Source organism: uncultured Aquimarina sp. (genome assembly GCF_947492115.1).
In the GTDB taxonomy this organism is placed as follows: Bacteria; Bacteroidota; Bacteroidia; order Flavobacteriales; family Flavobacteriaceae; genus Aquimarina.
Window position 1 is genome coordinate 62356 of the sequence record NZ_CANLMM010000007.1, and the last position, 23279, is coordinate 85634.

The 23279-nt window shown below is 34.1% G+C and carries 21 protein-coding genes; 10 read left to right on the forward strand and 11 right to left on the reverse strand.

Annotation, left to right across the window (positions count from 1 at the left end; translation table 11 throughout):
- Positions 1–25: 25 nt before the first annotated feature.
- The 6 genes from Q1A73_RS19190 (at position 26) to nadD (ending at position 6506) form a co-directional block, all read left to right on the forward strand.
- The gene (locus Q1A73_RS19190) at positions 26–3133 is read left to right on the forward strand and encodes a glycosyl hydrolase (RefSeq protein WP_299608866.1); all 3108 of its coding nucleotides are present in this window, start codon (positions 26–28) and stop codon (positions 3131–3133) included.
- Positions 3134–3136: 3 nt separating this feature from the next.
- Positions 3137–3688, forward strand: a complete 552-nt coding sequence (locus Q1A73_RS19195; protein WP_299608868.1) for a CopD family protein — start codon at positions 3137–3139, stop codon at positions 3686–3688.
- Complete coding sequence (locus Q1A73_RS19200; protein WP_299608870.1) at positions 3689–4258, forward strand: GNAT family protein; 570 nt, start codon at positions 3689–3691, stop codon at positions 4256–4258.
- Positions 4259–4360: 102 nt separating this feature from the next.
- On the forward strand, positions 4361–5221 hold the full coding sequence (locus tag Q1A73_RS19205; protein WP_299608872.1) for a YicC/YloC family endoribonuclease: 861 nt from the start codon (positions 4361–4363) through the stop codon (positions 5219–5221).
- A gap of 76 nt (positions 5222–5297) precedes the next feature.
- Entirely contained in the window at positions 5298–5870 is a 573-nt protein-coding gene (gene gmk / locus Q1A73_RS19210; protein WP_299608875.1) for a guanylate kinase, read from the forward strand.
- Between the two features lie 54 nt (positions 5871–5924).
- Positions 5925–6506, forward strand: coding sequence for a nicotinate (nicotinamide) nucleotide adenylyltransferase (gene nadD / locus Q1A73_RS19215; protein WP_299608878.1), 582 nt, complete (start codon positions 5925–5927; stop codon positions 6504–6506).
- Here the strand turns inward: nadD and Q1A73_RS19220 are convergent.
- Genes Q1A73_RS19220 through Q1A73_RS19235 form a run of 4 tightly spaced genes read right to left on the reverse strand, consistent with a single transcriptional unit; the run spans position 6497 to position 9546 of the window.
- Positions 6497–7054, reverse strand: coding sequence for a hypothetical protein (locus tag Q1A73_RS19220; RefSeq protein WP_299608881.1), 558 nt, complete (start codon positions 7052–7054; stop codon positions 6497–6499). The genes nadD and Q1A73_RS19220 overlap by 10 nt on opposite strands.
- 5 nt (positions 7055–7059) lie before the next feature.
- On the reverse strand, positions 7060–7842 hold the full coding sequence (locus Q1A73_RS19225; protein WP_299609190.1) for an enoyl-CoA hydratase-related protein: 783 nt from the start codon (positions 7840–7842) through the stop codon (positions 7060–7062).
- A 15-nt stretch (positions 7843–7857) separates the two neighbouring features.
- The gene (locus Q1A73_RS19230; protein WP_299608883.1) at positions 7858–8064 is read right to left on the reverse strand and encodes a DUF4177 domain-containing protein; all 207 of its coding nucleotides are present in this window, start codon (positions 8062–8064) and stop codon (positions 7858–7860) included.
- 12 nt (positions 8065–8076) lie between these two features.
- A complete protein-coding gene (locus Q1A73_RS19235) occupies positions 8077–9546 on the reverse strand; it encodes a HAMP domain-containing sensor histidine kinase (RefSeq protein WP_299608885.1) in 1470 nt (489 codons plus the stop codon).
- Between the two features lie 125 nt (positions 9547–9671).
- Between Q1A73_RS19235 and Q1A73_RS19240 the strand changes: the two genes are divergently transcribed.
- From Q1A73_RS19240 to Q1A73_RS19255, 4 genes are all read left to right on the forward strand, one after another.
- The gene (locus Q1A73_RS19240) at positions 9672–11360 is read left to right on the forward strand and encodes an ABC transporter ATP-binding protein (RefSeq protein WP_299608887.1); all 1689 of its coding nucleotides are present in this window, start codon (positions 9672–9674) and stop codon (positions 11358–11360) included.
- An 82-nt stretch (positions 11361–11442) separates the two neighbouring features.
- Positions 11443–11988, forward strand: a complete 546-nt coding sequence (locus Q1A73_RS19245; RefSeq protein WP_299608889.1) for a hypothetical protein — start codon at positions 11443–11445, stop codon at positions 11986–11988.
- Between the two features lie 179 nt (positions 11989–12167).
- Positions 12168–13304, forward strand: a complete 1137-nt coding sequence (locus Q1A73_RS19250; protein ID WP_299608891.1) for an SPFH domain-containing protein — start codon at positions 12168–12170, stop codon at positions 13302–13304.
- 91 nt (positions 13305–13395) lie between these two features.
- Complete coding sequence (locus Q1A73_RS19255) at positions 13396–14523, forward strand: DNA helicase PriA (protein ID WP_299608894.1); 1128 nt, start codon at positions 13396–13398, stop codon at positions 14521–14523.
- Here the strand turns inward: Q1A73_RS19255 and Q1A73_RS19260 are convergent.
- The 7 genes from Q1A73_RS19260 to Q1A73_RS19290 all read right to left on the reverse strand — a co-directional run bounded on the left by Q1A73_RS19260 (position 14520) and on the right by Q1A73_RS19290 (position 23277).
- A complete protein-coding gene (locus tag Q1A73_RS19260; protein WP_299608897.1) occupies positions 14520–15011 on the reverse strand; it encodes a hypothetical protein in 492 nt (163 codons plus the stop codon). The two genes, Q1A73_RS19255 and Q1A73_RS19260, sit on opposite strands and share 4 nt — an antisense overlap.
- 80 nt (positions 15012–15091) lie before the next feature.
- The gene (locus tag Q1A73_RS19265; protein ID WP_299608900.1) at positions 15092–18778 is read right to left on the reverse strand and encodes a T9SS type A sorting domain-containing protein; all 3687 of its coding nucleotides are present in this window, start codon (positions 18776–18778) and stop codon (positions 15092–15094) included.
- An 88-nt stretch (positions 18779–18866) separates the two neighbouring features.
- Entirely contained in the window at positions 18867–19241 is a 375-nt protein-coding gene (locus Q1A73_RS19270; RefSeq protein WP_299608903.1) for a hypothetical protein, read from the reverse strand.
- 181 nt (positions 19242–19422) lie between these two features.
- Positions 19423–20976 carry an aldehyde dehydrogenase family protein gene (locus Q1A73_RS19275; RefSeq protein ID WP_299608906.1) on the reverse strand — a complete coding sequence of 518 codons (1554 nt, stop codon included), beginning with the start codon at positions 20974–20976 and terminating at the stop codon, positions 19423–19425.
- Positions 20977–21137: 161 nt separating this feature from the next.
- The gene (locus Q1A73_RS19280) at positions 21138–21674 is read right to left on the reverse strand and encodes a 3-hydroxyanthranilate 3,4-dioxygenase (RefSeq protein WP_299608909.1); all 537 of its coding nucleotides are present in this window, start codon (positions 21672–21674) and stop codon (positions 21138–21140) included.
- A 125-nt stretch (positions 21675–21799) separates the two neighbouring features.
- Positions 21800–22012 (reverse strand): hypothetical protein, encoded by a 213-nt coding sequence (locus Q1A73_RS19285; protein WP_299608912.1) that lies wholly within the window; start codon positions 22010–22012, stop codon positions 21800–21802.
- Between the two features lie 341 nt (positions 22013–22353).
- Positions 22354–23277: a nicotinic acid mononucleotide adenyltransferase gene (locus Q1A73_RS19290; RefSeq protein ID WP_299608914.1), complete on the reverse strand. Its 924-nt coding sequence runs from the start codon at positions 23275–23277 to the stop codon at positions 22354–22356.
- Between the last annotated feature and the right edge of the window lie 2 nt (positions 23278–23279).

The following is a 23279-nucleotide window of genomic DNA, read 5'->3' on the forward strand; positions in this document are numbered from 1 at the left end:
AGGCGTAAACTATAAACTCAACTGAATGTACTCAAGAATCATCAAACTCACTCTTATTACATTTTTTGTAATAGGCAATTTTTCATTGGTAAATGCACAAACGTATAAAGAAGAACTTTATAACGCCTTAGAATATCGATTAGTAGGACCTTTTCGAGGAGGTAGAAGTGCTGCAGTAACAGGAGTTCCTGGAAAACCTAATTTATTTTATTTTGGCGCCACTGGAGGTGGTGTTTGGAAAACTACCGATGGTGGAAGAACCTGGGAAAATATATCTGATGGCTTTTTTGGAGGTTCTGTTGGTTCTATTTCAGTATCTAAAAGTGACCCAAATGTAATCTACGTCGGTGGTGGCGAAAAAACACTTAGAGGAAATGTGTCTTCAGGATATGGTGTATGGAAAAGTGTTGATGCTGGTAAAACATGGACTCAATCAGGTTTGCCAAAAAGTAGACATATTCCTAGAATTGCTATTCATCCAACCAATCCAGATATCGTATACGCGGGTGTTTTAGGAAACATCTACAAACCAACACAAAATCGAGGTGTTTACAAAAGTATAGATGGTGGTAAAACATGGAACAAAGTACTTTTTTCGAATCAAAATGCTGGTGCGGTTGATTTAACTTTAGACCCTAACAACCCTAGAATCTTATATGCTTCTACTTGGAACGCCAGAAGAACACCTTACAGTTTAAGTTCTGGTGGAGATGGATCTGCCTTATGGAAAAGTACAGATAGCGGTAAAACATGGAAGGAAATTTCGAAAAATAAAGGTTTTGCTAAAGACACTCTTGGTATTATTGGTGTTACTGTTTCTCCAGTGAACAGCGAAAGAGTTTGGGCCATTGTAGAAAATAAAGAAAAGGGTGGAGTGTATAGAAGTGATGACGGTGGTGAAACCTGGTACCTTTTAAATAGCGATCGTAGTCTTCGTCAGCGTGCTTGGTATTACACTAGGATTTATGCAGATCCTAAAGATAAAGATGTAGTATATGTGGTAAATGTTTCTTATCATAAAAGTAAAGATGGCGGTAAAAACTTCAGTAGTTTTAGAGCACCTCATGGAGATCATCATGATCTTTGGATAGCCCCAGAAAACCCTAAACGAATGGTCATAGGTGATGATGGTGGTGCCCAGATTACTTATGATGGTGGAGAAACCTGGAGTACTTATCATAATCAACCAACTTCACAATTCTATAGAGTAACTACAGATAATAGTTTCCCATATCGAATATACGCTGCACAACAAGACAATTCCACTATACGAATTAATCACAGAAGTACAGGATGGTCCATTTCAGAAGATGATTGGGAGTCCACTGCTGGTGGAGAATCCGCGCATATTGCTGTAGATCCAAAGAATAATGATATCGTTTATGGCGGTAGCTATGATGGATTCCTTACCAGAGTAAATCACAAAACCGAAACTGTACGATCCATCAGTGTATGGCCGGATAACCCTATGGGACATGGAGCAGAAGATATGAAATATCGTTTTCAATGGAATTTCCCTATTATGTTCTCAAAACACAATCCAAATAGATTGTATACCTTCTCTAATCAGGTTCATGTCACTGAAAACGAAGGGCAAAGCTGGGAAGTTATCAGTCCAGACCTTACAAGAAATGACCCTAGTAAACTAAAGTCTTCTGGAGGTCCTATTACACAAGATAATACTTCGGTGGAATACTACTGTACTATTTTTGCTGCCGCAGAAAGTCCTTTAAAAGAAGGGTTGCTATGGACAGGTAGTGATGACGGATTAGTTCATGTAAGTAAAGATGGAGGAAAGAATTGGAGTAACGTAACTCCGAAAGGAATGCCAGAATGGATGATGATCAATAGTATTGAACCTAGTGCTTTTGATGAAGGCACTTGCTACATTGCAGGTACACGATATAAATCTGGTGACTTTACTCCTTATTTATATAAGACAACAAATTATGGACAATCATGGACAAAAATCACAACAGGAATTCCTAGTGAACATTTTACCAGAGTTCTAAGAGCAGATCCGAAAAGAAAAGGATTATTATATGCAGGTACAGAGACTGGAATGTACATTTCATTCAATGACGGCGCTAACTGGAAATCTTTTCAACTAAACCTTCCTATTGTTCCTATAACTGATTTAGCTATAAAAGAAAACAACTTAGTAGTAGCTACCCAAGGAAGAAGCCTTTGGATTATTGATGATTTAACAGTTCTTCATCAATTAAATAACACTATAGCAACGGAAAACTACACTCTTTTTAAACCAAAAGACACCTATAGAATGCGTGGTGGTAGTTTCAAAGATTCTAAAACCGAAGGAACCAATCATCCTAGTGGAGTTATCACTTATTTCAACCTTAAAAAGTTTGATAAGAAGAAAGACACGGTTTCATTAACTTATTTTAATACCAAAGGAGATACTATCGCTTCGTTTAGTACTAGTGCCAAAGAGAAAAAGCACCAGTTAAAAGATTTAGAAAAAGGAGCTAATCAATTTAACTGGAATATGCGCGGTAAAGGAGCAGAAAAGTTGAAAGGGATGATCTTATGGTGGGCAAGTCTAGACGGTCCAAAAGCTGTCCCCGGAACCTATAAGGTAAGCCTAAATGTTAATGGAAAAGAGACTTCGCAACCCTTTACCATTTTAGCAGATCCTAGAGCAGAAGCTACACCACAGCAAATGCAACAACAGTTTGATTTTATTACAGATGTAAATAAAACCGTGGATAAAGCACATCAATCTATTAAAAAGATTAGAAAGATCAACACTCAGCTTAAATCATTCTCCAAACAATATAAAGATGATGAGAAAACAAAAGATTTGGTAACTAAAGCTAAAGATCTACAAAAACAATTTGGAGAAATTGAAAAAGCACTATACCAAACTAAAAATAGAAGTGGTCAAGATCCATTGAATTTCCCAATAAAATTAACTAACAAGCTTGGTCATCTAAACTCTCTGGTAGGAATGGGAGATTTTGGACCGACAGCACAAGATATTGCTGTAAAAAATGAATTAACTAAAGAGATAGAAACTCAATTGACACTATTTGACAAATTAATTTCTGAAGAAATAAAAAGCTTTAATACAGAATTCAATACCTTGCAGCTTAATTATCTATTTGTAGAATAATTTATGCTAGAATATTATAACTATATAAAAGCCCTGCACTTAATCTTTGTGATTACCTGGTTCGCAGGGCTCTTTTATATTCCACGAATCTTTATTTATCAAATCGAGGCGTCCGAAAAACCTTCTCCAGATAAAGAAATATTAGGAAACCAACTAAAACTAATGGCTAAGCGCCTTTGGTATATTATTACTTGGCCATCTGCTATTTTAGCAACAGGATTCGCTATTTGGCTGTTAATACTTATCCCCGAATGGTTGCAAGAATCCTGGATGCATGTAAAATTAGGATTCGTTGTTTTACTTTGGTTATACCACCTAAAAAGTCATCAGATTTTTAAACAACTACAAAATGGAATCGTAAAATGGTCCTCTAACCAGATGAGATTATGGAATGAAGGTGCTACTATTATTCTTTTTGCAGTAATATTTTTGGTTATTTTAAGAGATGCCGTTAATTGGATTTATGGGGTTATCGGAATATTATTATTAGCCGTTCTTTTAATGTTAGGGATCAAATTTTACAAAAGAGTTAGAGATAAAAATCCGAATGCTTAATTGAATTTCGTTTCAAAAACATATACCACTAAAAGCAATCATCAAATTACCATTAGGCAAGCCACACCTGATGATGCTCAAGAACTATTACATCTCAAACTACAATATTTAAAAAACACAGAGACCCTGCCGTTATTCGAAAACGAATATCCTAATGACACCGATCAGGAGAAAGAAATGATCAAAAAGTATCTATCAGAAAAGAATAGCATTATTCTTGTAGCAATGATAAATAATAATATGGTAGGCAATATTGATCTTACTGGTAGTTGGAGAAAAAAAATGGAACATACTGCTATGATTGGTATTGGAATTCATACTAAATGGCAAAATCAAGGAATTGGGACATTACTCTTGCAGAATGTTTTGGATTGGGCTATCAAAAATCCAGTCCTACGTTTGATTTGGTTAGAAGTATACGCTTCTAATATTTCTGGAATAGTTTTATATACTAAAATAGGATTTACAGAAGTTGGACGAATGCCTAATTTTTTCCTAGAAAAGGGAGAATATATTGACAAAATCATCATGAACAATGAAGTTTCCGAAGATTCTTTACATAAAATATAAGATTTTATAGTGTTTACACTTATCTATTTATATTCCTAATTCTTCATTCACAATTAGTTCGTATCTTCGTGTAATTTTTTAACCGAGTACCGATATAAGCATATGATTAAATCCATGACAGGTTTTGGGAAGTCGATCCTTCAACTACCCACAAAGAAAATCACAATAGAAGTAAAATCTCTTAACAGTAAAAATCTAGATTTAAATGCTAGGATACCTTCTCAATACCGAGAAAAAGAGTTAGAAATGCGCAAGACCATCGCCAAAACATTGGTAAGAGGAAAAGTAGATTTTAGCTTATACGTAGAGGTAACCGGTGAAGAAAATTCCACTAAAATCAACAAAGATATTTTAATGGATTATGTTAAGCAATTAGAATCTATTCATAACCCAGGTGATAGGCTAGAAATCATAAAAATGGCTGTACGCATGCCAGATGCTTTAAAAACAGAACGTGCTGAGATTGATGAAGAAGAATTTGTTGCTATAACAAAAGGTCTAAACGATGCCCTAGATGCTATAGAGAGTTATCGAAATGATGAAGGGAAAGCACTAGAAAAAGACTTCAAGATTAGGATCGAAAATATTGGAGCGCTATTACAAAAAGTAATCAAAATAGATCCTGAACGCATGGAATCTGTTAGAGAACGATTACATAAAGCGGTATCCGAGTTAAAGGAACAAGTAGATGAAAATCGATTTGAGCAAGAGCTTGTATATTATTTAGAAAAATTTGATATCACCGAAGAAAAGGTAAGACTAGCAAATCATCTGGAATATTTTACAACTACCATAAATACAAAAGATTCTAATGGTAAGAAATTAGGTTTCATAACTCAAGAAATCGGAAGAGAAATCAATACAATTGGTAGTAAATCTAATTATGCACCAATGCAACAATTGGTGGTACAGATGAAAGACGAATTAGAGAAGATTAAAGAACAATTGCTCAATATTTTATAAGTATTTGTTTATCATATTCTAATCAACAAATCGATAAATAAACGAATTCTTTACCCTATTGGTAAAATTTATATAAATGAAACAAGGAAAACTTATCGTACTATCCGCTCCTTCTGGTAGTGGTAAAACTACATTAGTTAAATATTTACTTCATAAAGAGGAATTAAATCTTGATTTCTCTATATCTGCCGCTTCTCGAGAACCTCGTGGAGGAGAAATACATGGAAAAGATTATTATTTTTTATCGCTAAGAGAGTTTAAAGACAAGATTAAAGCAGATGAGTTTTTAGAGTGGGAAGAAGTATATCGTGACAATTTTTACGGAACACTAAAAACCGAAGTACAACGCATCTGGGACAAAGGAAAACATGTAATTTTTGATATTGATGTGGTTGGTGGATTAGATATTAAAAGAATTTATCCGGATCGCACATTGGCTATTTTTATAAAACCTCCGAGTATTGAAGAATTAAAAATTCGTTTAAAAAAACGTAAAACAGAATCAGAAGATAAAATCAATATGCGTGTGGCCAAAGCCTCTACAGAAATGGCTACTGCTCCTCAATTTGACGCTATCGTAACTAATGATGATTTAGAAAAAGCCAAGGAAGAAGTGCTGCATTTGGTTAAAAAATTTATTTTAGGATAAAACTTATAATGAATATATTCCCGTCTTCAAGGGAATGAAAAATTATCATTTTCCATGAAACAAATAGGTTTATACTTCGGAACATTTAATCCTATCCATATTGGTCATTTAGCAATTGCTAATCATATGGCTGAATATTCTGATCTGGATGAAATTTGGATGGTAGTTACTCCTCATAATCCATTTAAAAAGAAAAACTCACTATTAGATAATAATCATCGTTTAGAGATGGTCTATCGCGCCACAGAATCTTATCCTAAATTACGTCCCAGTGATATTGAGTTTAAATTACCTCAGCCTAATTATACGGTTCATACCCTTGCACATCTTCAGGAAAAGTATCCCAATGATATATTTCATTTGATTATGGGAGAGGATAACCTTAAAAGTTTTCATAAGTGGAAAAATTACGAGGTGATTCTAGAGAATCATCATCTATATGTGTACCCTCGAATTTCTGAAGGAGTGACAGAACATCAATTCAAAGATCACCCAAAAATTAATAGAATTAATGCTCCTATTATGGAGATATCTTCCACTTTTATACGTAAAGCAATTCCAGAAGCCAAAAATATAAGACCATTACTACCAAAAGAGGTGTGGGAATATATTGATGAAATGAACTTTTATAAATAACGTAAAAAGTTCTTATGTATATTTAAAACAAAAGAGAATTGATGTTTCCCAATATCCAGAAAAGGATAATTATTAGTAGATACATTATATCCATAAAATAAATAAATATCACCAAAAATACCTAAACCGATTTTTGGAGTAATTACAAGATCATTTTCACTAAAATTTGTTTGATATTTAGTTTCTAGTCCCAAAGCCAACAACGGTATAATATTGATTTGATAACCTGTTTTTAAACTAAAAATATCATCGTTTGAAGATAAATTCCAAGCGAAAGAAAGGTAATAATCATTCGCAAAAAACCCAACATCACTATAGGTACATCTATGACGCGCTATCCCTATTTCTGAATAAAAAGAGTCTTGAAAACCAGCTCCTGCTCTAATCGAGAATCTTTTGTAAGTACTTGAATATCCTCTAACTTTAACACCCTCAAGATTCGATATCGAATCTTGAGGATTTGTAGGTATATTATTTTCATCTTGTCCATAACTGGGTAAAACCAAAAACAAAATGGAGAAAACGAAATATAAGGTATGATGTATCACCTCTTTTATTTACCCGGAAAATCAGCTTTTCTCTTTTCCAAGAATGCCGTTGTTCCTTCTTTAAAGTCCAAGGTTCCAAAACATTTTCCAAACTCTTGAATTTCCGTTGTAAAACCATTTACACCATCTTCATAAGCAGCATTTACAGCATGTATTGCTGCTCCTATTGCTACCGAAGAATTTCTCATAATTTTACTGGCTAATTTTTCGGCAAGAGGAATTAATTCTTCCTGAGAAACTACATGATTCACTAAACCATAATTTAATGCTTGATTAGCATCCACCATTCCTGCTGTCATAATCATTTCCATAGCTCTTCCTTTACCAATTAATTGTGGTAATCTTTGAGTCCCTCCATATCCTGGTATCACACCAAGTGATACTTCTGGCAATCCCATTTTGGCATTATCACTAGCAACTCTAAAATGTGCTGCCATTGCTAATTCTAATCCACCACCAAGAGCAAATCCATTAACAGCAGCAATTACAGGTGTAGAAAGATTAGCTACAAAATCAAATAATAATTCTTGTCCCTTAGCTGCCAATTGACCTCCTTGTTCTACCGAAAAATTCGCGAATTCACTAATATCAGCACCAGCTACAAAGGCTTTTTCACCGCTTCCAGTAACAATAATTACTTTGGTTTTGGCATCTTTATTTGCAGCATCAAAAGCATCGTGCAATTCCTGAATGGTTTCTTTGTTTAATGCATTAAGTTTTGATGGTCGATTGATTGTAATTGTAGTTACACCTTCATTATAAGATGTGAGAATGTTAGTATACATTATATTTCTATTGTTTGTTTAGTATTTTCGATCTCTCTCGAAGTATAAGTAAAAATACATTCCTATCCCAAAATCTTCTACATCAGTAGACACCAATCTCCATCCATCTTTAGAATACTCGTCTAATTTTTCTTGAATATCCTTTGAAGATGCTTTTAGGATATGCTCTTTATCTCTAGTTAGTTTAGAATAATAAATCAATGATTCTAGCTTATACTCTTTCACAGGTTTAGTCTTTTATAGATCTGACTTTATTTTTGGAAACTTCACCTTAAAAACAGTTCCTTTTCCTTCTTGTGATGTAAAGGTAATACTTCCGTTATAGGTTTCCACAATATTTTTTACCATTCCTAGTCCTAATCCCATACCACTATTTTTAGTAGTAAATTTTGGCTCAAAGATTTTCTTTTTATTTTCCTCAGAAATACCAACTCCATTATCCGCCACTGTAATTACTACATCGTCTTTTTCTGTAAAGACATTTACAATAATTTTAGGTGTTTGATCTTCGGATATTGCTTGAATAGCGTTTTTTACCAAGTTTGTAACCACTCGAATTAGTTGTGTTCTATCAAACTTCGCAATAATCTCTTCTTTTTCTGAAGGAAAAACTATATATCCTTCATTAAATATATCCAACGCAAGCCCCACAATCTTTACCACGTTCAATGTCTCACTCTTCTGTGCTGGCATTTGCGCAAAGTTAGAAAAGGCAGAAGCTATAGAACTCATAGTATCTATCTGTTGAATCAACGTATCACTATATTCCTTTACTTTTTGCTCAATATTAGGATCACTTGGATTAAATTTTCGCTCAAAACTCTGTACAGTTAAACGCATGGGTGTTAGTGGGTTTTTAATTTCGTGCGCTACTTGCTTTGCCATCTCTCTCCAAGCAGCCTCTCGCTCACTCTTTGCCAACATTGCAGCACTTTCCTCTAACTCATCAATCATACTGTTGTAGGCATTTACCAATGAATAAATCTCATCACTAGAATCACCAATACGTATTCGTTTGTTTCGTTTATCCAATCGTGTTTGATCAATAGTATCAGAAATTGTTTTTAGAGAACGTGTAATGTATTTGGAGAGAAAGTATGCTAAAATAATAGCAATCAACAACATCAATAAATATACCTGTCCAAGTCTTTTTAAAGATTCCCATAATTCTCTAGAAAAGAAATTGTCATCTTCCAAATACGGTAAATTAAGTATGGCTAAAGGTTTTGATTTATTGTCTTTGATGTATGTATATGAGGATAGAAAATGTTCTCCATTTTTTTCAGAAACACCTAAATACCTTCTTTCATATCCGTTTCCCAAAGTATCGATAATACGCTTGTCTAAAACTCGATCTACGGTATCATTAACGAAAGTTTCTTCCGATTTTACTAATAACTTACCAGATAAATCATAAATATTTATTGGTAATGCATGTTCATATGAGATTTGGTTTATCTTCTTTTTCTCTCTAAAAATTAAAGCAATATTCTCTTCAAGAACAGGATATGTAGTACTAAGCAACGCATTATTGATAGCTATTTTTATCCGCTCTTCCTTTCTTTCTAGTCGTTCGCGATGGTATTCTTCTGCCTCTTCTTTGTATTGATACACTGTAATGGCGGCTACCAAAACCGAAGCCAACAGAACTAACACTGTCATTGAAATAAAAATCCTAGTTCTAAGTGATAGTTTGGTAAGCTTCATAGTATTCTTTGAATCGTAAAGATAGCAAATATCACACCAAAAACTGCAGCTTCAGTATTGGTTTGCTTTCATAACAACTTGCTTTTAATTCTAAGAATTAACTAAATTTACTTAGCTTTGAATTTATGGATACTTCCTCAATACTCTCTATTAAAAATCTCAATGTTTCTTTTTCTAATCAAAAAAATGAAACTCGGGTATTATATGATCTTTCGTTTGATATCAAACCTAATGAGATTTTAGGAGTTGTAGGGGAATCTGGAAGCGGAAAATCAGTTACCTCATTAGCCATTATGGGTTTACTTCCTGCTAAAATTGCTTCTGTTTCTGGCACTATTTTATACAAAAATGAATCCTTACTAGATTTAGATCCATCAAAACTTCGATCTCTTCGTGGTAATGAAATTGCTATGATTTTTCAAGAACCTATGAGTTCTTTAAATCCTTCTATGAAATGTGGGAAACAGGTAATTGAAATTCTTTTACAGCATACCAAAATATCAAAATCTGAGGCAAAAAACGAAGTACTTTCTTTATTCGAAAAAGTAAAACTTCCTGATATTTCTAGAGCCTATAATTCATATCCTCATGAACTTAGTGGCGGTCAGAAACAGCGTATCATGATTGCCATGGCTATTGCCTGCAAGCCCAAATTACTAATTGCAGACGAACCGACTACAGCTTTAGATGTAACCGTACAAAAAGAAATCATTGCGTTACTCAAAGAACTCCAAAAGGAATTTGAAATGAGCATTCTGTTTATTTCTCATGATTTGTCATTAGTTTCCGAAATAGCAGATAACGTATTAGTTGTATACCAAGGAAAAATGGTAGAATATGGTGCAACTCAAGAAATATTTAAGAATCCTCAACAAGACTATACCAAAGCTTTGATTTCGGCCAGACCGTCGCTAGATGTGCGATTTAAAGAATTACCTACCATAACCGATTATCTTAGTAAAGAGAAGAAGAAAATACAGTTAATTAGTAAAGAAGATCGCGAACAACTACACAAAAAACTATATAGTAAACCTCCATTACTAGAAGTAAAAAATGTAGAAAAATCTTTTTTCACCAAAATAGGGTTATTTGGTAAGAAAGAATTCAAAGTTGTTGATGATGTTAGCTTTCAGTTATTCGAAGGAGAAACCTTGGGACTTGTTGGAGAATCTGGCTGTGGAAAATCTACCTTGGGAAATACAATATTACAATTACAAAAAGCTAACCAAGGAGAAATTCTATATCGCGGTCAGGATTTAACTAAAGTTTCATCTTCTCAAATTCGAAATTTACGAAAGGAAATACAATTAATATTTCAGGATCCTTTTGCTTCCCTAAACCCTAGATTAACCGTTGGCAAAGCTATCCTGGAGCCTATGAAAGCTCATAAACTGTACGATAACGATACGGAGCGAAAAGAAAAAGTACTGAGCCTTTTGGAACGAGTAGGATTGAACCCATCTTATTTTAACAGATACCCTCATGAATTTAGTGGAGGTCAAAGACAAAGAATTGGAATTGCAAGAACAATAGCACTCCAACCTAAACTAATCATTTGTGATGAATCTGTGAGTGCTTTAGATATTTCAGTTCAGGCGCAAGTATTAAACTTGTTAAACGAACTAAAAGAAAAATTTGGATTTACTTATATCTTCATTTCCCATGATCTTGCCGTAGTTAAATATATGTCGGATCAGTTATTAGTAATGAATAATGGTAAAATTGAAGAAAAAGGAGATGCTGATTTCATTTATGAAAATCCTCAGAAATCATATACTCAAAAATTGATCGATGCAATTCCTAAGGGGTTATAAAAAACTGAATATCAACATTCCAACTCGATGTTTACCTAAACACTTTTATCTACACTAAGTTTAAACATTAAAACTTAATGTGATGAAAACAGACTTTTTAAAAAATACCCAAAGAATAGTTTCAATAGTCATTATATCCTTTCTGATTTCTTGTGAAACGGATATTCCTGAAACAGATAACACTGCTCCTACATTTTCCTTTAATATTTCTGGAGATGGTTTTAATCGCACCTTTACACAAGATGACGATTTTACAAGCTTACAACTAAATTTACGATCTGATACTACCTATGATTTTATCTTTTCTGGAGCCGATAGCGGTGGTGTAGAGCGAATTTCATGGCAATACCCACATGATTATATAGAGTTTTCTACAGAAATCCCATCACCTTGGGAAACTACATCTATCTCTTTTCTTAGTAGTCTAGTTTATTGGGATGGAAATGAAACGAATCCGTTAACAGGAAATATAGTAGCTGGAAAACTAGTAACCAATGGAAATGCTGTAAGTATATCTTTCTCTTTTTTAGTTCGCGATTATGGAGGATTGGATAGCTCTGCTAATACAATTACCAAATCTTTGAATATTTATATTGACAATCAAAATACAGAAGTAGTTCCTTTATAAATAATTAGGTAACATCAGAATTTTTACCCTCTGATTATCCGACTACCCCTTAATTGTGCATTAAAACCCTGATATATCTATGATATTGGGGTTTTTAAACAGGAATTAAATGAAAATTAATTTTTACACAACCATCCTATTTCGTAGTTTTAGAACACGAATTTTAAATCAACTCACCGATGGGAATTTTTGACGAAATAAAGAAAAAGCTAAGTAATGAATTTATAGATATCGTAGAATGGTTAGACAATACACAGGACACGATTGTTCATCGCTTCGAAAGATATCAAAACGAAATAAAAAATGGTGCTCAACTTATTGTAAGAGAAGGGCAAACTGCAGTTTTTGTAAATGAAGGTCAACTCGCAGATGTATTTGAGCCAGGAACGTATACCTTAAACACTCAAAACCTTCCCATTCTTACTACATTAAAAGGTTGGAAATATGGTTTTAATAGCCCGTTTAAAGCAGAGGTATATTTTGTAAACACCAGACTTTTTACGGATGAAAAATGGGGAACTAAAAACCCTATCACTTTAAATGATGATCGTTTTGGTTTAGTAGAGATTAGAGCTTTCGGAACGTATGCTTTTAAAATCAATGATCCAGGTAAGTTTATTGTTGATATTGTAGGTACAGATGCTAACTTTACTAGTTTTGAGATAAATGAACATCTAAAAAGTTTAATTTCAACCCGTTTTACAGATACTGTAGGAGAAGCTAATTTTCCAATAGAATTATATGCTGCAAATACTACAGAATTATCGGAAACATGTAAAGATGTGATGCAACCTGAGTTTAACTCAGTAGGTATCTCATTAGAAAAATTCTTTATTGAGAATGTTTCCATGCCTGAAGATCTTAAAAAAGAAATCTTCGAATATAGTAGAATTGACAAGCTGGATCTTGACAAATTAGCTAAATTCAAAACTGCAAAAGCTATAGAAGCTGCCGCTGCCAATGAAGGTGGTACTGCCGGTGCAGGAATGGGAATGGGAATGGGATTTGTGCTTGCTCAACAAATGGGCGGTATGATGAACCCAATGAGCAACCAACAACAAGCACAACCACAACAAACATCTCCTGTGGCTCCACCACCGATGCCTGTGCAAGTTCAGTACTATTACGCAGTGAATGGACAACAAGCTGGACCTGTTTCTTTTGATCAGCTCAAAGCACTATTTGCGAATAGAACTGTAAATAAAGATTCTCTAGTTTGGAAGCAAGGAATGGCCAACTGGACTGCAATAAAAGATGTAGAAGAGCTAAAACCTTTTTTAGGTGGCAGCACTCCTCCTCCATTACCTGGTGCGTAAGAACAATTTATAACATAAATTGATCCTTCTTCCATTTTACCTATGGAAGAAGGCATCTATTTTGTACAACCTTTAGTATTGTAACTCCTCAATGGAAGAAGAAAAAAGAGCATTTTCTGAACAAAAAAAATCGTGTGTCAATTGTGGTGCAGAATTGACATATAAACCAGGAACTACAGAAATTAAATGTGATTACTGTGGTCATGAAGAAACAATTGTTCAGAATGAAGATGGATTTAAAGAGCTAGAGCTAAAACCCTACTTGGAAGAGATGGGATCACTTTCTCATTCTGAGGAGATACTAATGCTGCAATGTAAAAATTGTGGCGCGAATCAGCATATCGAAGAGAATTACAAATCATTGCATTGTGTATATTGTACGATGCCTCTGATCATAGAAGATGCTTATAAAGAAGATTGGATTCTTCCTGGTGCCGTTTTACCTTTTCAATTTGATCAGAAAAAATCGCATCAAATATTTTCTAAATGGGTACAAGGATTATGGTTTGCTCCTAACAATCTTAAAAAAGCAGCTTTAGATCCTCAATATACAAAAGGTTTGTACTTACCCTATTGGACATTCGATGCTCAATTGTATGCTACCTATACAGGACAAAGAGGAGATTATTACTATGTAAGCGTTCCATACACTACTACTGTAAATGGCAAAACAGTTCAAAGAACGAGACAAGAACGCAGAACGCGTTGGACACCTGCCAGTGGAAGTGTAAGTGGTTTTGTCGATGACACTTTAATAAAGGCTTCTCATCAACGAAAAAATACTATCCCAAATAAAATAGCTCACTGGAATCTAAAAGCTTTGGTTCCATTTAATACTAGTTTTTTGGCAGGATTTGTAACAGAAAAATATACGATTCCTTTAAAAGACGGTCATTTAGAGTCTACGAAAGAAGCAGAAAAAATTGCTCGATCATGGTCTAGACATGATATTGGTGGAGATACGCAAAGAGTACATTCTATTAATATGAGCTTATCTGAAGAAACCTTTAAACATATTTTACTTCCAGTTTATATAAGTGCCTATCAATATAATGGCAAAAAATATAATTTCTTTGTGAATGGTCAAACCGGTCGAATATCTGGAAAAAGACCTTATTCCTTCTGGAAAATATTCTTCACAGTTGTACTGAGTATTGCTGTAATTATATTGATTCTTTGGTTGGTAGATACTTATGGAAATCAACAGGGAAATATCTAATCTATATTAGAAATAGTAACTATTTCATACATAGTTTGATTAAAATCTGCACATGGTTTTTCTCGTACCACTATAGAAATTTCTTTGTTTATATTCTTCTGTAAACTAGAAATGTCTTTGGCAATTCCCTTGCGTAATGCAATGATTAATTCCTGATTTTGTGAAATCATATTTACAATTCCAGATCCATAACCTTTAACCTTTTTTACTAGCATCCTACCTATATTATTATAGGACTTATCACAAATATTATTGTTTCCCGAAACTTCTAACACAACTACTTTAAGATGTATTGTATTTGGAGCAATTTGACTTTGTGTGACTGCATTCGGTCTAACCGTTCCATTGTTAGAATCTCCAAATCGGGGTTTCTGAACTTTTACCTTATTTTCAGGGTTGCTACTTTTCTTGTCATTTTCCTGAGCAATACTAGTAGATTTACAAGAAACTAAAATTGCAAATAATATTATATATACTAACTTATTCATAATGTTGAAAATAAAAAAAGGAGTTGATTATATCAACTCCCCTTTTCATAATTAATTGTTATTTAAAAGTCAAATTATGACTATTGCTTTAGTAATTTAACTACTTTACTTGTTCCTATACCAGAAATCTTTGCATAATATAAACCAGAAGCTAAACGAGAAGCATCCCAATTTACACTTGCATTTGAATTCACATCAGACATCGTATGTACAAGGTTTCCTGTACTATTAAAAATATCAATATTTACTTTGCTGCTTGATTTAGCAATAGTATCACCGAAGTTAAAAAAGAAAGTATTGTTTGATGGGTTAGGATATACCGCAATCTCATTTACTAAATCTAAAGTCACTAAAGGAGTCTCCACTTCTGGTTCTACTGGTCCATCACCAGAACTAATGATATCTCCATAAATTTGGAAAATCTGATCCAAAGGATCTCTTCCTAATGCCACTGTAGTAGCTGTCCAATCTATTGCTCCAGTTCCAAAAAGATTTACTGGATCTCTAAATTGAGTTACTTCTCCTACCACATTGTCTTGAGATGCCCAGAACCATTGATTTCCTCCATTAAATGCTAAATTAGTATAAACTGAAATCCAATATTCACCGCTTTCTAAAGTAACTACTTCTGGAAGAGCAATATTCAAATTAGAAATATTAGGATCTGAAATTGGTGTAATATCACCGCTATTATATACTTCTGCTCCTGGAACTCCACCTTCGTTCTCATAAATCACAATACTTACATTAGTAAGTGCTGGGCTTCCATTCACAGCACCAAAAGCAACAATTCTATCTATATTCCAAGAAGTACCACTAGGAACCGTAAAATCATCAGCAGCTTGTGCTAATCCACCAAAATCTAAAAAGTTTTGTGATGGTATTGTAGACACCTGAGTATTTGTTTGCTCATAAATAGTTGGCTCTGAAACAGTAACTGTAAAACCTTCTGCCACCTGCTCATCACCAGAAGTAGCAATCAGTCCGATTGATGCTGATCCAAGACTATCTGGAGCATACGATAACGTTAAGGTATTTCCTGTTAACACTGCTGTCACTAACTCTGGATTAGAATTCGTTAATTCAATATCAATTGGTAATCCTTGTGATTGTACAAACAATCCGGCGATATCTATAGTAGTGTCTTCACTGTTCTCACTTACACCGAAATCTTCAAGTAAAAACGCTGTTGTTAGCGTAGCTTCCGGTAATGGATTTGCTGTGATTGGGAAACGCGCACTAAATAAACCGCTTCCGTGAGCAGCTACTGCGATAAACCCATCTTTTCTAGTAACTACCTCATCAGCAACAGAATTACCAATAGCAAAGTTTTCTTTTCTCCAAACAGTATTTTGACCATTAAGCCTTCTAGTAGAGTATAAACCTGTACTAGTAGCAGCGAATACTCTTTGTAAACGTGCTCCAAATCTACCTGAACTACTTCCTAAGAATGCAGTACTTCTTACTGAAGGTCCATTTCCTGTACCATCAGCATTTTCTTCTAAATTACCACTAATGTTAGTCCATGTATCTCCACCATCTTCAGTAATGAAAACACTTGGTATTCCGTAATTTGAAAATGTTGCAATCACTCGATCTGCATTAGATGGATCGATATTAATATCATTTACAAAACCTACAGGTAAACCTTTACCAGTAGAAATATCTACTACTGTCTGATTGTCAATATTTGCGTTATCCATTCTGAAAATTATTCCAGAATTAGTACCGTAGTATAATCTATTTGCTACTGGGAATGTAGAAGCTTCTAGCGCTGTAATTGTAGATCCGTCTGGTGTCGCAGTATTTGTTAAATTAACCCAGTTTTCAGTTGCATTTGTATTGGTAAATAATGGTAATCCATCAAGATCATTATTTCTCCAAATTGTGCTTCCTGCTGGCATATACATAATATTGTCATTATTAGGATCCAGAATAAATGGATTCACAAAAGCAAAACCTGAAGCACCTGCTGGCTCTACAGCGGAGAAAGATTCAAAAACTCCTTCTTCATCAAAATTGAATCTGAATACATTTCCTCTTTGCGAAGAAACATAACGAGTTCTTCCGTTATCAGCGATTGCACTGTACGCACCATCTCCTCCAAAATCTGATTCCCATATAGCATTAGAATCCGTAGAATTAGTAAACCAAGTTCCGTTATCCTGGAATCCAGCAACTAGATCATCAGTATTTGGTTCTGGATCGAAAGCAACATGATATGGCTGTGTTGTAATGTATCCATTGTTTAGAGAAGTCCAAGCAACAGGCTCAACTCCATCATTAGTAGCAGTAATATCCTCCGTTACATACACACCTCCATCATTTCCTGATAATGCTCTATTAGGATTCGATGGGAAAAATGTAAGTACGTGCTGATCAGGATGCTGATTAGTATATAAGCTTACGTTGTTTATTGGAGAATATCCAGCGATCCAACTTTCTTGTCCTGTTGGTGTTGTAAATCCATCCATTGATCTGTAGATATTAGTTCCACCAACAAATACCATATTGCTATTTGTAGGGTGTACTTTAACTACCATATTATATTCTCCTTGTAAGTTTAAGTTTCCTACTGGTCCACCAATACCGAAAGGTAGATTAACACTTAAATCAGTCCAAGTTCCAGCTGTCGCATCATATCGGTTTAATAAAGCAGGAGTTCCTCCACTATTATTTTGAGTAAAGAAATACACCGTATTTTCATTTGAAGGATCGATACCCATCACAGTTCTACCATAAGCTGGTACAAATCCTTCTGGAGTAATATTCGTCCAAGTATCACCATCTGTAGATGCAAAGAAACCTGCTGTTGGATCATTATCAGAATCTATGGTAGCATATATCTGTCCAGTAGAAGTAATCGCTACCTCAGCTTTCGCATCGAAACCACCAGCTAAAACTTCTGTAAAAGAGTTTCCACCATCTTGAGATCTTTGTATCCCAGTAATTGTACCTAAATAAATATCTCCGTTTCTAGGATCGATCGCTATAGAGTTGATTAAATCAAAAGGCTCGTTAGTATTAAATATACCAACATTAGGATTTACAGTAGCTCTTAACTGCTCGAATGTACGTCCTCCATCTCTAGATTTATACACTCCACTACCTTGATAAAATGCTCCTCCTGCACTAGCAGAGTTACCCCAACGCTCACCAGAAATATAATACCAAGTAAAGCTATGTCTAGGTCTTGGATCTTGAATTATTCCAGTAATACTAGGATTTTGGAAAGATCTTGTTATTTTTCTCCAAGTTTCTCCTCCATTTTCTGTTCTCCATAATCCACCAGAAACTCCTCCGGCTAAAATAACATTCTCGTTTCTTCTGTCTATCGCTAATGCACGTGTTCTACCTCCAACATTGAAAGGACCTCTATTTTTCCAAAAAGAGAACCTTCCTGATTTAGCAGCTGTTTGTAATGATTTTTGTGAATCATCACTAAGACTAATCTTTCCTGAGTATTTTAATTCGGCTTTTCTAATACCTTCTGGTATTCTTCCTGTCGCTGGATCTTGCAATCTCAATAAATCAAATTGAGATCTTTCTATGGCATTATCCGCTTGTCTTTGAATAGGTGTTCTAGGATCCGTAGGTCCTTTTTTACTATCAAACATCTTTGTTTGCTTGTACAACTGATGACCCTTAGCCGGTTTTTCATCTGGAGTAGTTTTGAGTTGTTGCACTTGTGCTGTTATCGTAAGTGTTGATAACATTAATCCACAAGCACAAATACCTCGAGTGAGGTGTTGTAGAGTTGAATTCATATTTAAGTTAATTTTGTGTGAGTCCCAAAGCTAACTTAATGTATGCAAAACATTTGTTAAAATATTATCAAAATATGGTACTATCTTGTTAATTTGACTGAATTACTATTTCTCGGCTTTCAGTAATCACATGACATATGTCTTTATCAACCATAATTGGAATTGAGGAAGAAAACTCTTGAAAACTATCTCCATTAATTGTTATAAGATATGTTCCTGTTCTTTCGAAAGCACCTACAAAAGTAGCTGTTTCATTAAAATTAACTAATGTCTCCGTATAATCCCCGTCCTTCGCAATTACAGTAATTCCAGAGGTTACAATAGTATTATCAACAGAGCTTAAAACTGTAATCTCTAATCCCGGCCTAAGTTCATCTGTGCAAAAAATTGGATCTAATGTTTCTTGTTCATCCAGATTACAAGCAGAACAGACAACTAAAAATATAAGTAATAATTTCTTCATAATCCTTTTCATATTTGTAATAAAGATGCGCTTAGAAGTATATGGTTGCGTCTTTATTTCTGCGAAGATATACATTCTAATGTATTCTTATACGTTTAATAAGAGACTTAACAAAGATTATTAACTTAACACTAATCAAAAAAGCACCTAAAAATTAGGTGCTTTTTAAAAAATAATTTTTTTATAAATCAAACTTAATTCCCTGTGCTAAAGGCAATTCAGTTGTGTAATTTATAGTATTAGTTTGCCTTCTCATATATACTTTCCAAGCATCAGAACCGGATTCTCTTCCTCCACCAGTTTCTTTCTCACCACCAAAAGCACCACCGATTTCAGCTCCAGAAGTACCGATGTTTACATTCGCTATACCGCAATCAGAACCAGCATGTGATAAAAATCGTTCAGCTTCTCGAAGATTATTAGTCATTATCGCTGAAGATAAACCTTGCGCTACTCCATTTTGTACTTCAATGGCATTCTCCACGTCTCCACTATATTTTAATAGATATAAAACTGGCGCAAAAGTTTCGTGTTGAACTATTTCGAAAGAGTTATCAGCCTCAGCAATTGCAGGTTTTACATAACATCCACTTTCATATCCTTCTCCAGAAAGAACGCCTCCTTCTACAACGATACTACCGCCTTCCTGCACTACTTTTTCTAGCGCTTGCTGATATCCTTTTACTGCATCAGTATCAATTAACGGTCCAACGTGATTATTTTCATCTAACGGATTTCCAATTCTTAATTGTTTATAGGCATCTACCACAGCATTTTTTACTTTATCATAAATTGATTCATGTATTATCAATCTTCTGGTTGATGTACATCTTTGTCCCGCTGTACCTACAGCTCCAAAAACCGCTCCAATTACTGTCATTTTAATATCCGCATCAGGTGTAACAATAATTGCATTATTACCTCCCAGTTCTAACAAAGATTTCCCTAAACGTTGTCCCACTGTAGCCGCCACAATTTTACCCATTCTGGTAGATCCTGTAGCAGAAATTAATGGAATACGTTTGTCCGTCGTCATAAACTCTCCTACTTTATAATGGCCATTAACTAAACAAGATATTCCTTCCGGAAGGTTATTATCTTTTAAAACTTTGGCTATAATATTTTGGCAAGCTACTCCACAAAGTGGTGTTTTTTCACTTGGTTTCCAAACACATACATCTCCACAAATCCATGCTAAAGCAGTATTCCACGACCAAACCGCAACCGGAAAATTAAAAGCAGAAATAATTCCAACGATTCCTAAAGGATGATACTGTTCATACATTCTATGACCAGGTCTTTCGGAATGCATAGTAAGTCCGTGTAATTGTCTTGATAAACCAACAGCAAAATCACAGATATCTATCATTTCTTGTACCTCTCCCAAACCTTCTTGATACGACTTACCCATTTCATAAGAAACCAATTTACCGAGTGGTTCTTTTAACCGTCTTAGTTCTTCTCCGAATTGTCTCACAATTTCTCCTCGTTGAGGAGCAGGCATTAATTTCCAAGACTTAAATGCAGTTTGTGCAGCGGTAATTACTTTCTCATAATCTTCTGTCGTGGTTGTAGTAACTTTTCCGATCAAATTACCATCAACTGGTGAGAAAGATGAAATTTCTTCTCCATTAGAAAACCAATCTGATCCTGTAGAGGTTCCTTTATTTAGATCAGAAACACCTAATTGCTTTAGGGCTTCTTCTATTCCAAAATCTGTTGCTATAGTTGCCATGTATTACAAATTATTTTTTAAGTTGTAAAGATACTGTGTTTTGAAAATATATTAAATTTTGACTCTGTTTATTGTTAATTTTAAACAAAATCTCATAAAAACATCTTCAAAAAAACCAAAATCACATTTTCATAAACTTTTTTAAGCTAAATTGATCTTACTTAATCTGCGACAAATCTTTTATCTACTGCCATCTCTGTACCACATTTATTACAGGTTCTTAGCGATTTACTACCATAGAAATCTTTAAAATGTTTTAAGAAATCCTTCTCAATATTATTTAGTTTAAAATATACCTCGTGTAACTTATTATTACAATTATCACAGAACCATAATAACCCGTCTTCTGCTTCTAAGTCGGATCTTTTCCTTTCTATAACAAGACCTATTGAGTCTTTATGCCTAACTGGAGAGTGCGGAACTTTAGCGGGGTGCAAATACATATCTCCTGGTCCTAATTTCATTGTTTTCTTCTTACCCTCCTCTTGTATATGAACTTCTATTTCTCCTTCTAACTGGTAAAACAGTTCCTCCGTTTCGTTATAGTGATAGTCTTTTCTAGCATTTGGCCCAGCAACAATCATTACTATATAATCACCTGCATCTTTGTAAAGATTCTTATTGCCTACAGGAGGTTTTAAAAGATTACGGTTTTCTTCTATCCATTGGGTAAGATTAAAAGGTTTTTGAATTGCCATATTTCAATAAATTTTTGATTATAAAATTACGGAAATGATGGCATATCTTTTCTAAAACCAGAAAATCTATTATGTAATACCATCTCTGGTATAAAAAAAGCGAACCGAAGTTCGCTTTGTAAGTTTTAGCATCCTGTATCTTCATATTCGGTACTTCCGTCTACCGGACAAGGGTCAGAACAAGATTGTGTAATCAAAATAGGGAACGGTCTATTTGCAGGTCTAAAGACACAAGCACAACATTCATCAAAAAAAGGAAAATCTCCTCCTTGTATTGCTTTTTGTGCAGTTTTACTCAGTTTTTTACTGTTATCAATGTCTAAAATTTTCTTAAGCATACCTAAATAATTTAATTTGTTGAATTTTAAATTTAGGAAATATTGTTTCTTTTCCACAATTTACCATCAAAATAGAACCTCATTTTATCCAAATTGAGTTCTTATTATCAGCTAATTACAAAATCTAAATTAAATAGTAAAATTAGGGAAATAATCTCTATTTGTAAAGAATTAGAAACTAATTGGATCCCGATTTACATCGGGATTAGTTCGATTACGCATTTTGCTATTGTAAAATACTTTCTCACAAAAAAGAAATCGCCCAGACAAGATTTCTCTTGTAGAGCGATTTCCAACTAAATAACCAACCAAAAAAATTTATATCGTCTAGTGCGACTTTTCTATTTTGTAAGCTTCATAAAATCAGCTTTCTTTAATCTTTTTTTATCATTCTGCGATGGCTTACCATCTTTAGAAGATTTAAATTGTAGATATCCTCTACCAACAAATTCATAAATTGTACCAGAAGAAGGGTGTAATAATTCTATTCTACTATCATTTATAACGGTTAATTCGAAATATTCATTGCCCAAATAATCGTAATCAAGTGTTAAATTTTTCATATAGAAATTATTAGGCACATCATCTACAGCATAATATCCATTGTAATCATAGTATATATCGTTGATATTAGACACATTAACATCTTCTGAACTTCTAAAGTTATCCCCAGATCCATAGTATAAAAACTGCAGATAATTTTCATTATCAAACTCATTCAAAGCCCCAATTTCACTTGTATAGACCTTTTCCCATACAGTATACTCATGTAAAAAGTAGTGAATGTTATCATAAAACACTTTATCGTAATCAAAAGTGTTTCTCTGATATCCGATGAGATAATAACTCGTATTGGTTACACCATCATACAATCGTATTTCATTATTTGACAATTGTATTACATCAAGGCTATAAGTTCCATCAATATCATGACTAACATCTACCTCCATACCAAAAGTGTTATAAAATCCTACATCTAATCCAAAACCATTCCCATTACTTCCTATACCTACCAAGTTATTATTAGCATAAAAAGTTCCATTTTTAAATGACACTGTAAAAGCCTTTTGAAGAAACGGGATTTCTCCATTACCTTGTGTACGCTCTATATCTACATACCAGATTTCATAAGAATTAAGTAACTGATTTAATGAGATTGTAGGCTCTTCTATAAAAACATCTTCCTCTACCACTACTTCTGCTACACAAGAAGTTAGAAGGATGGAACCTAACATAAAAACCGAAAGTAATTTTAAAGTCTTCATAA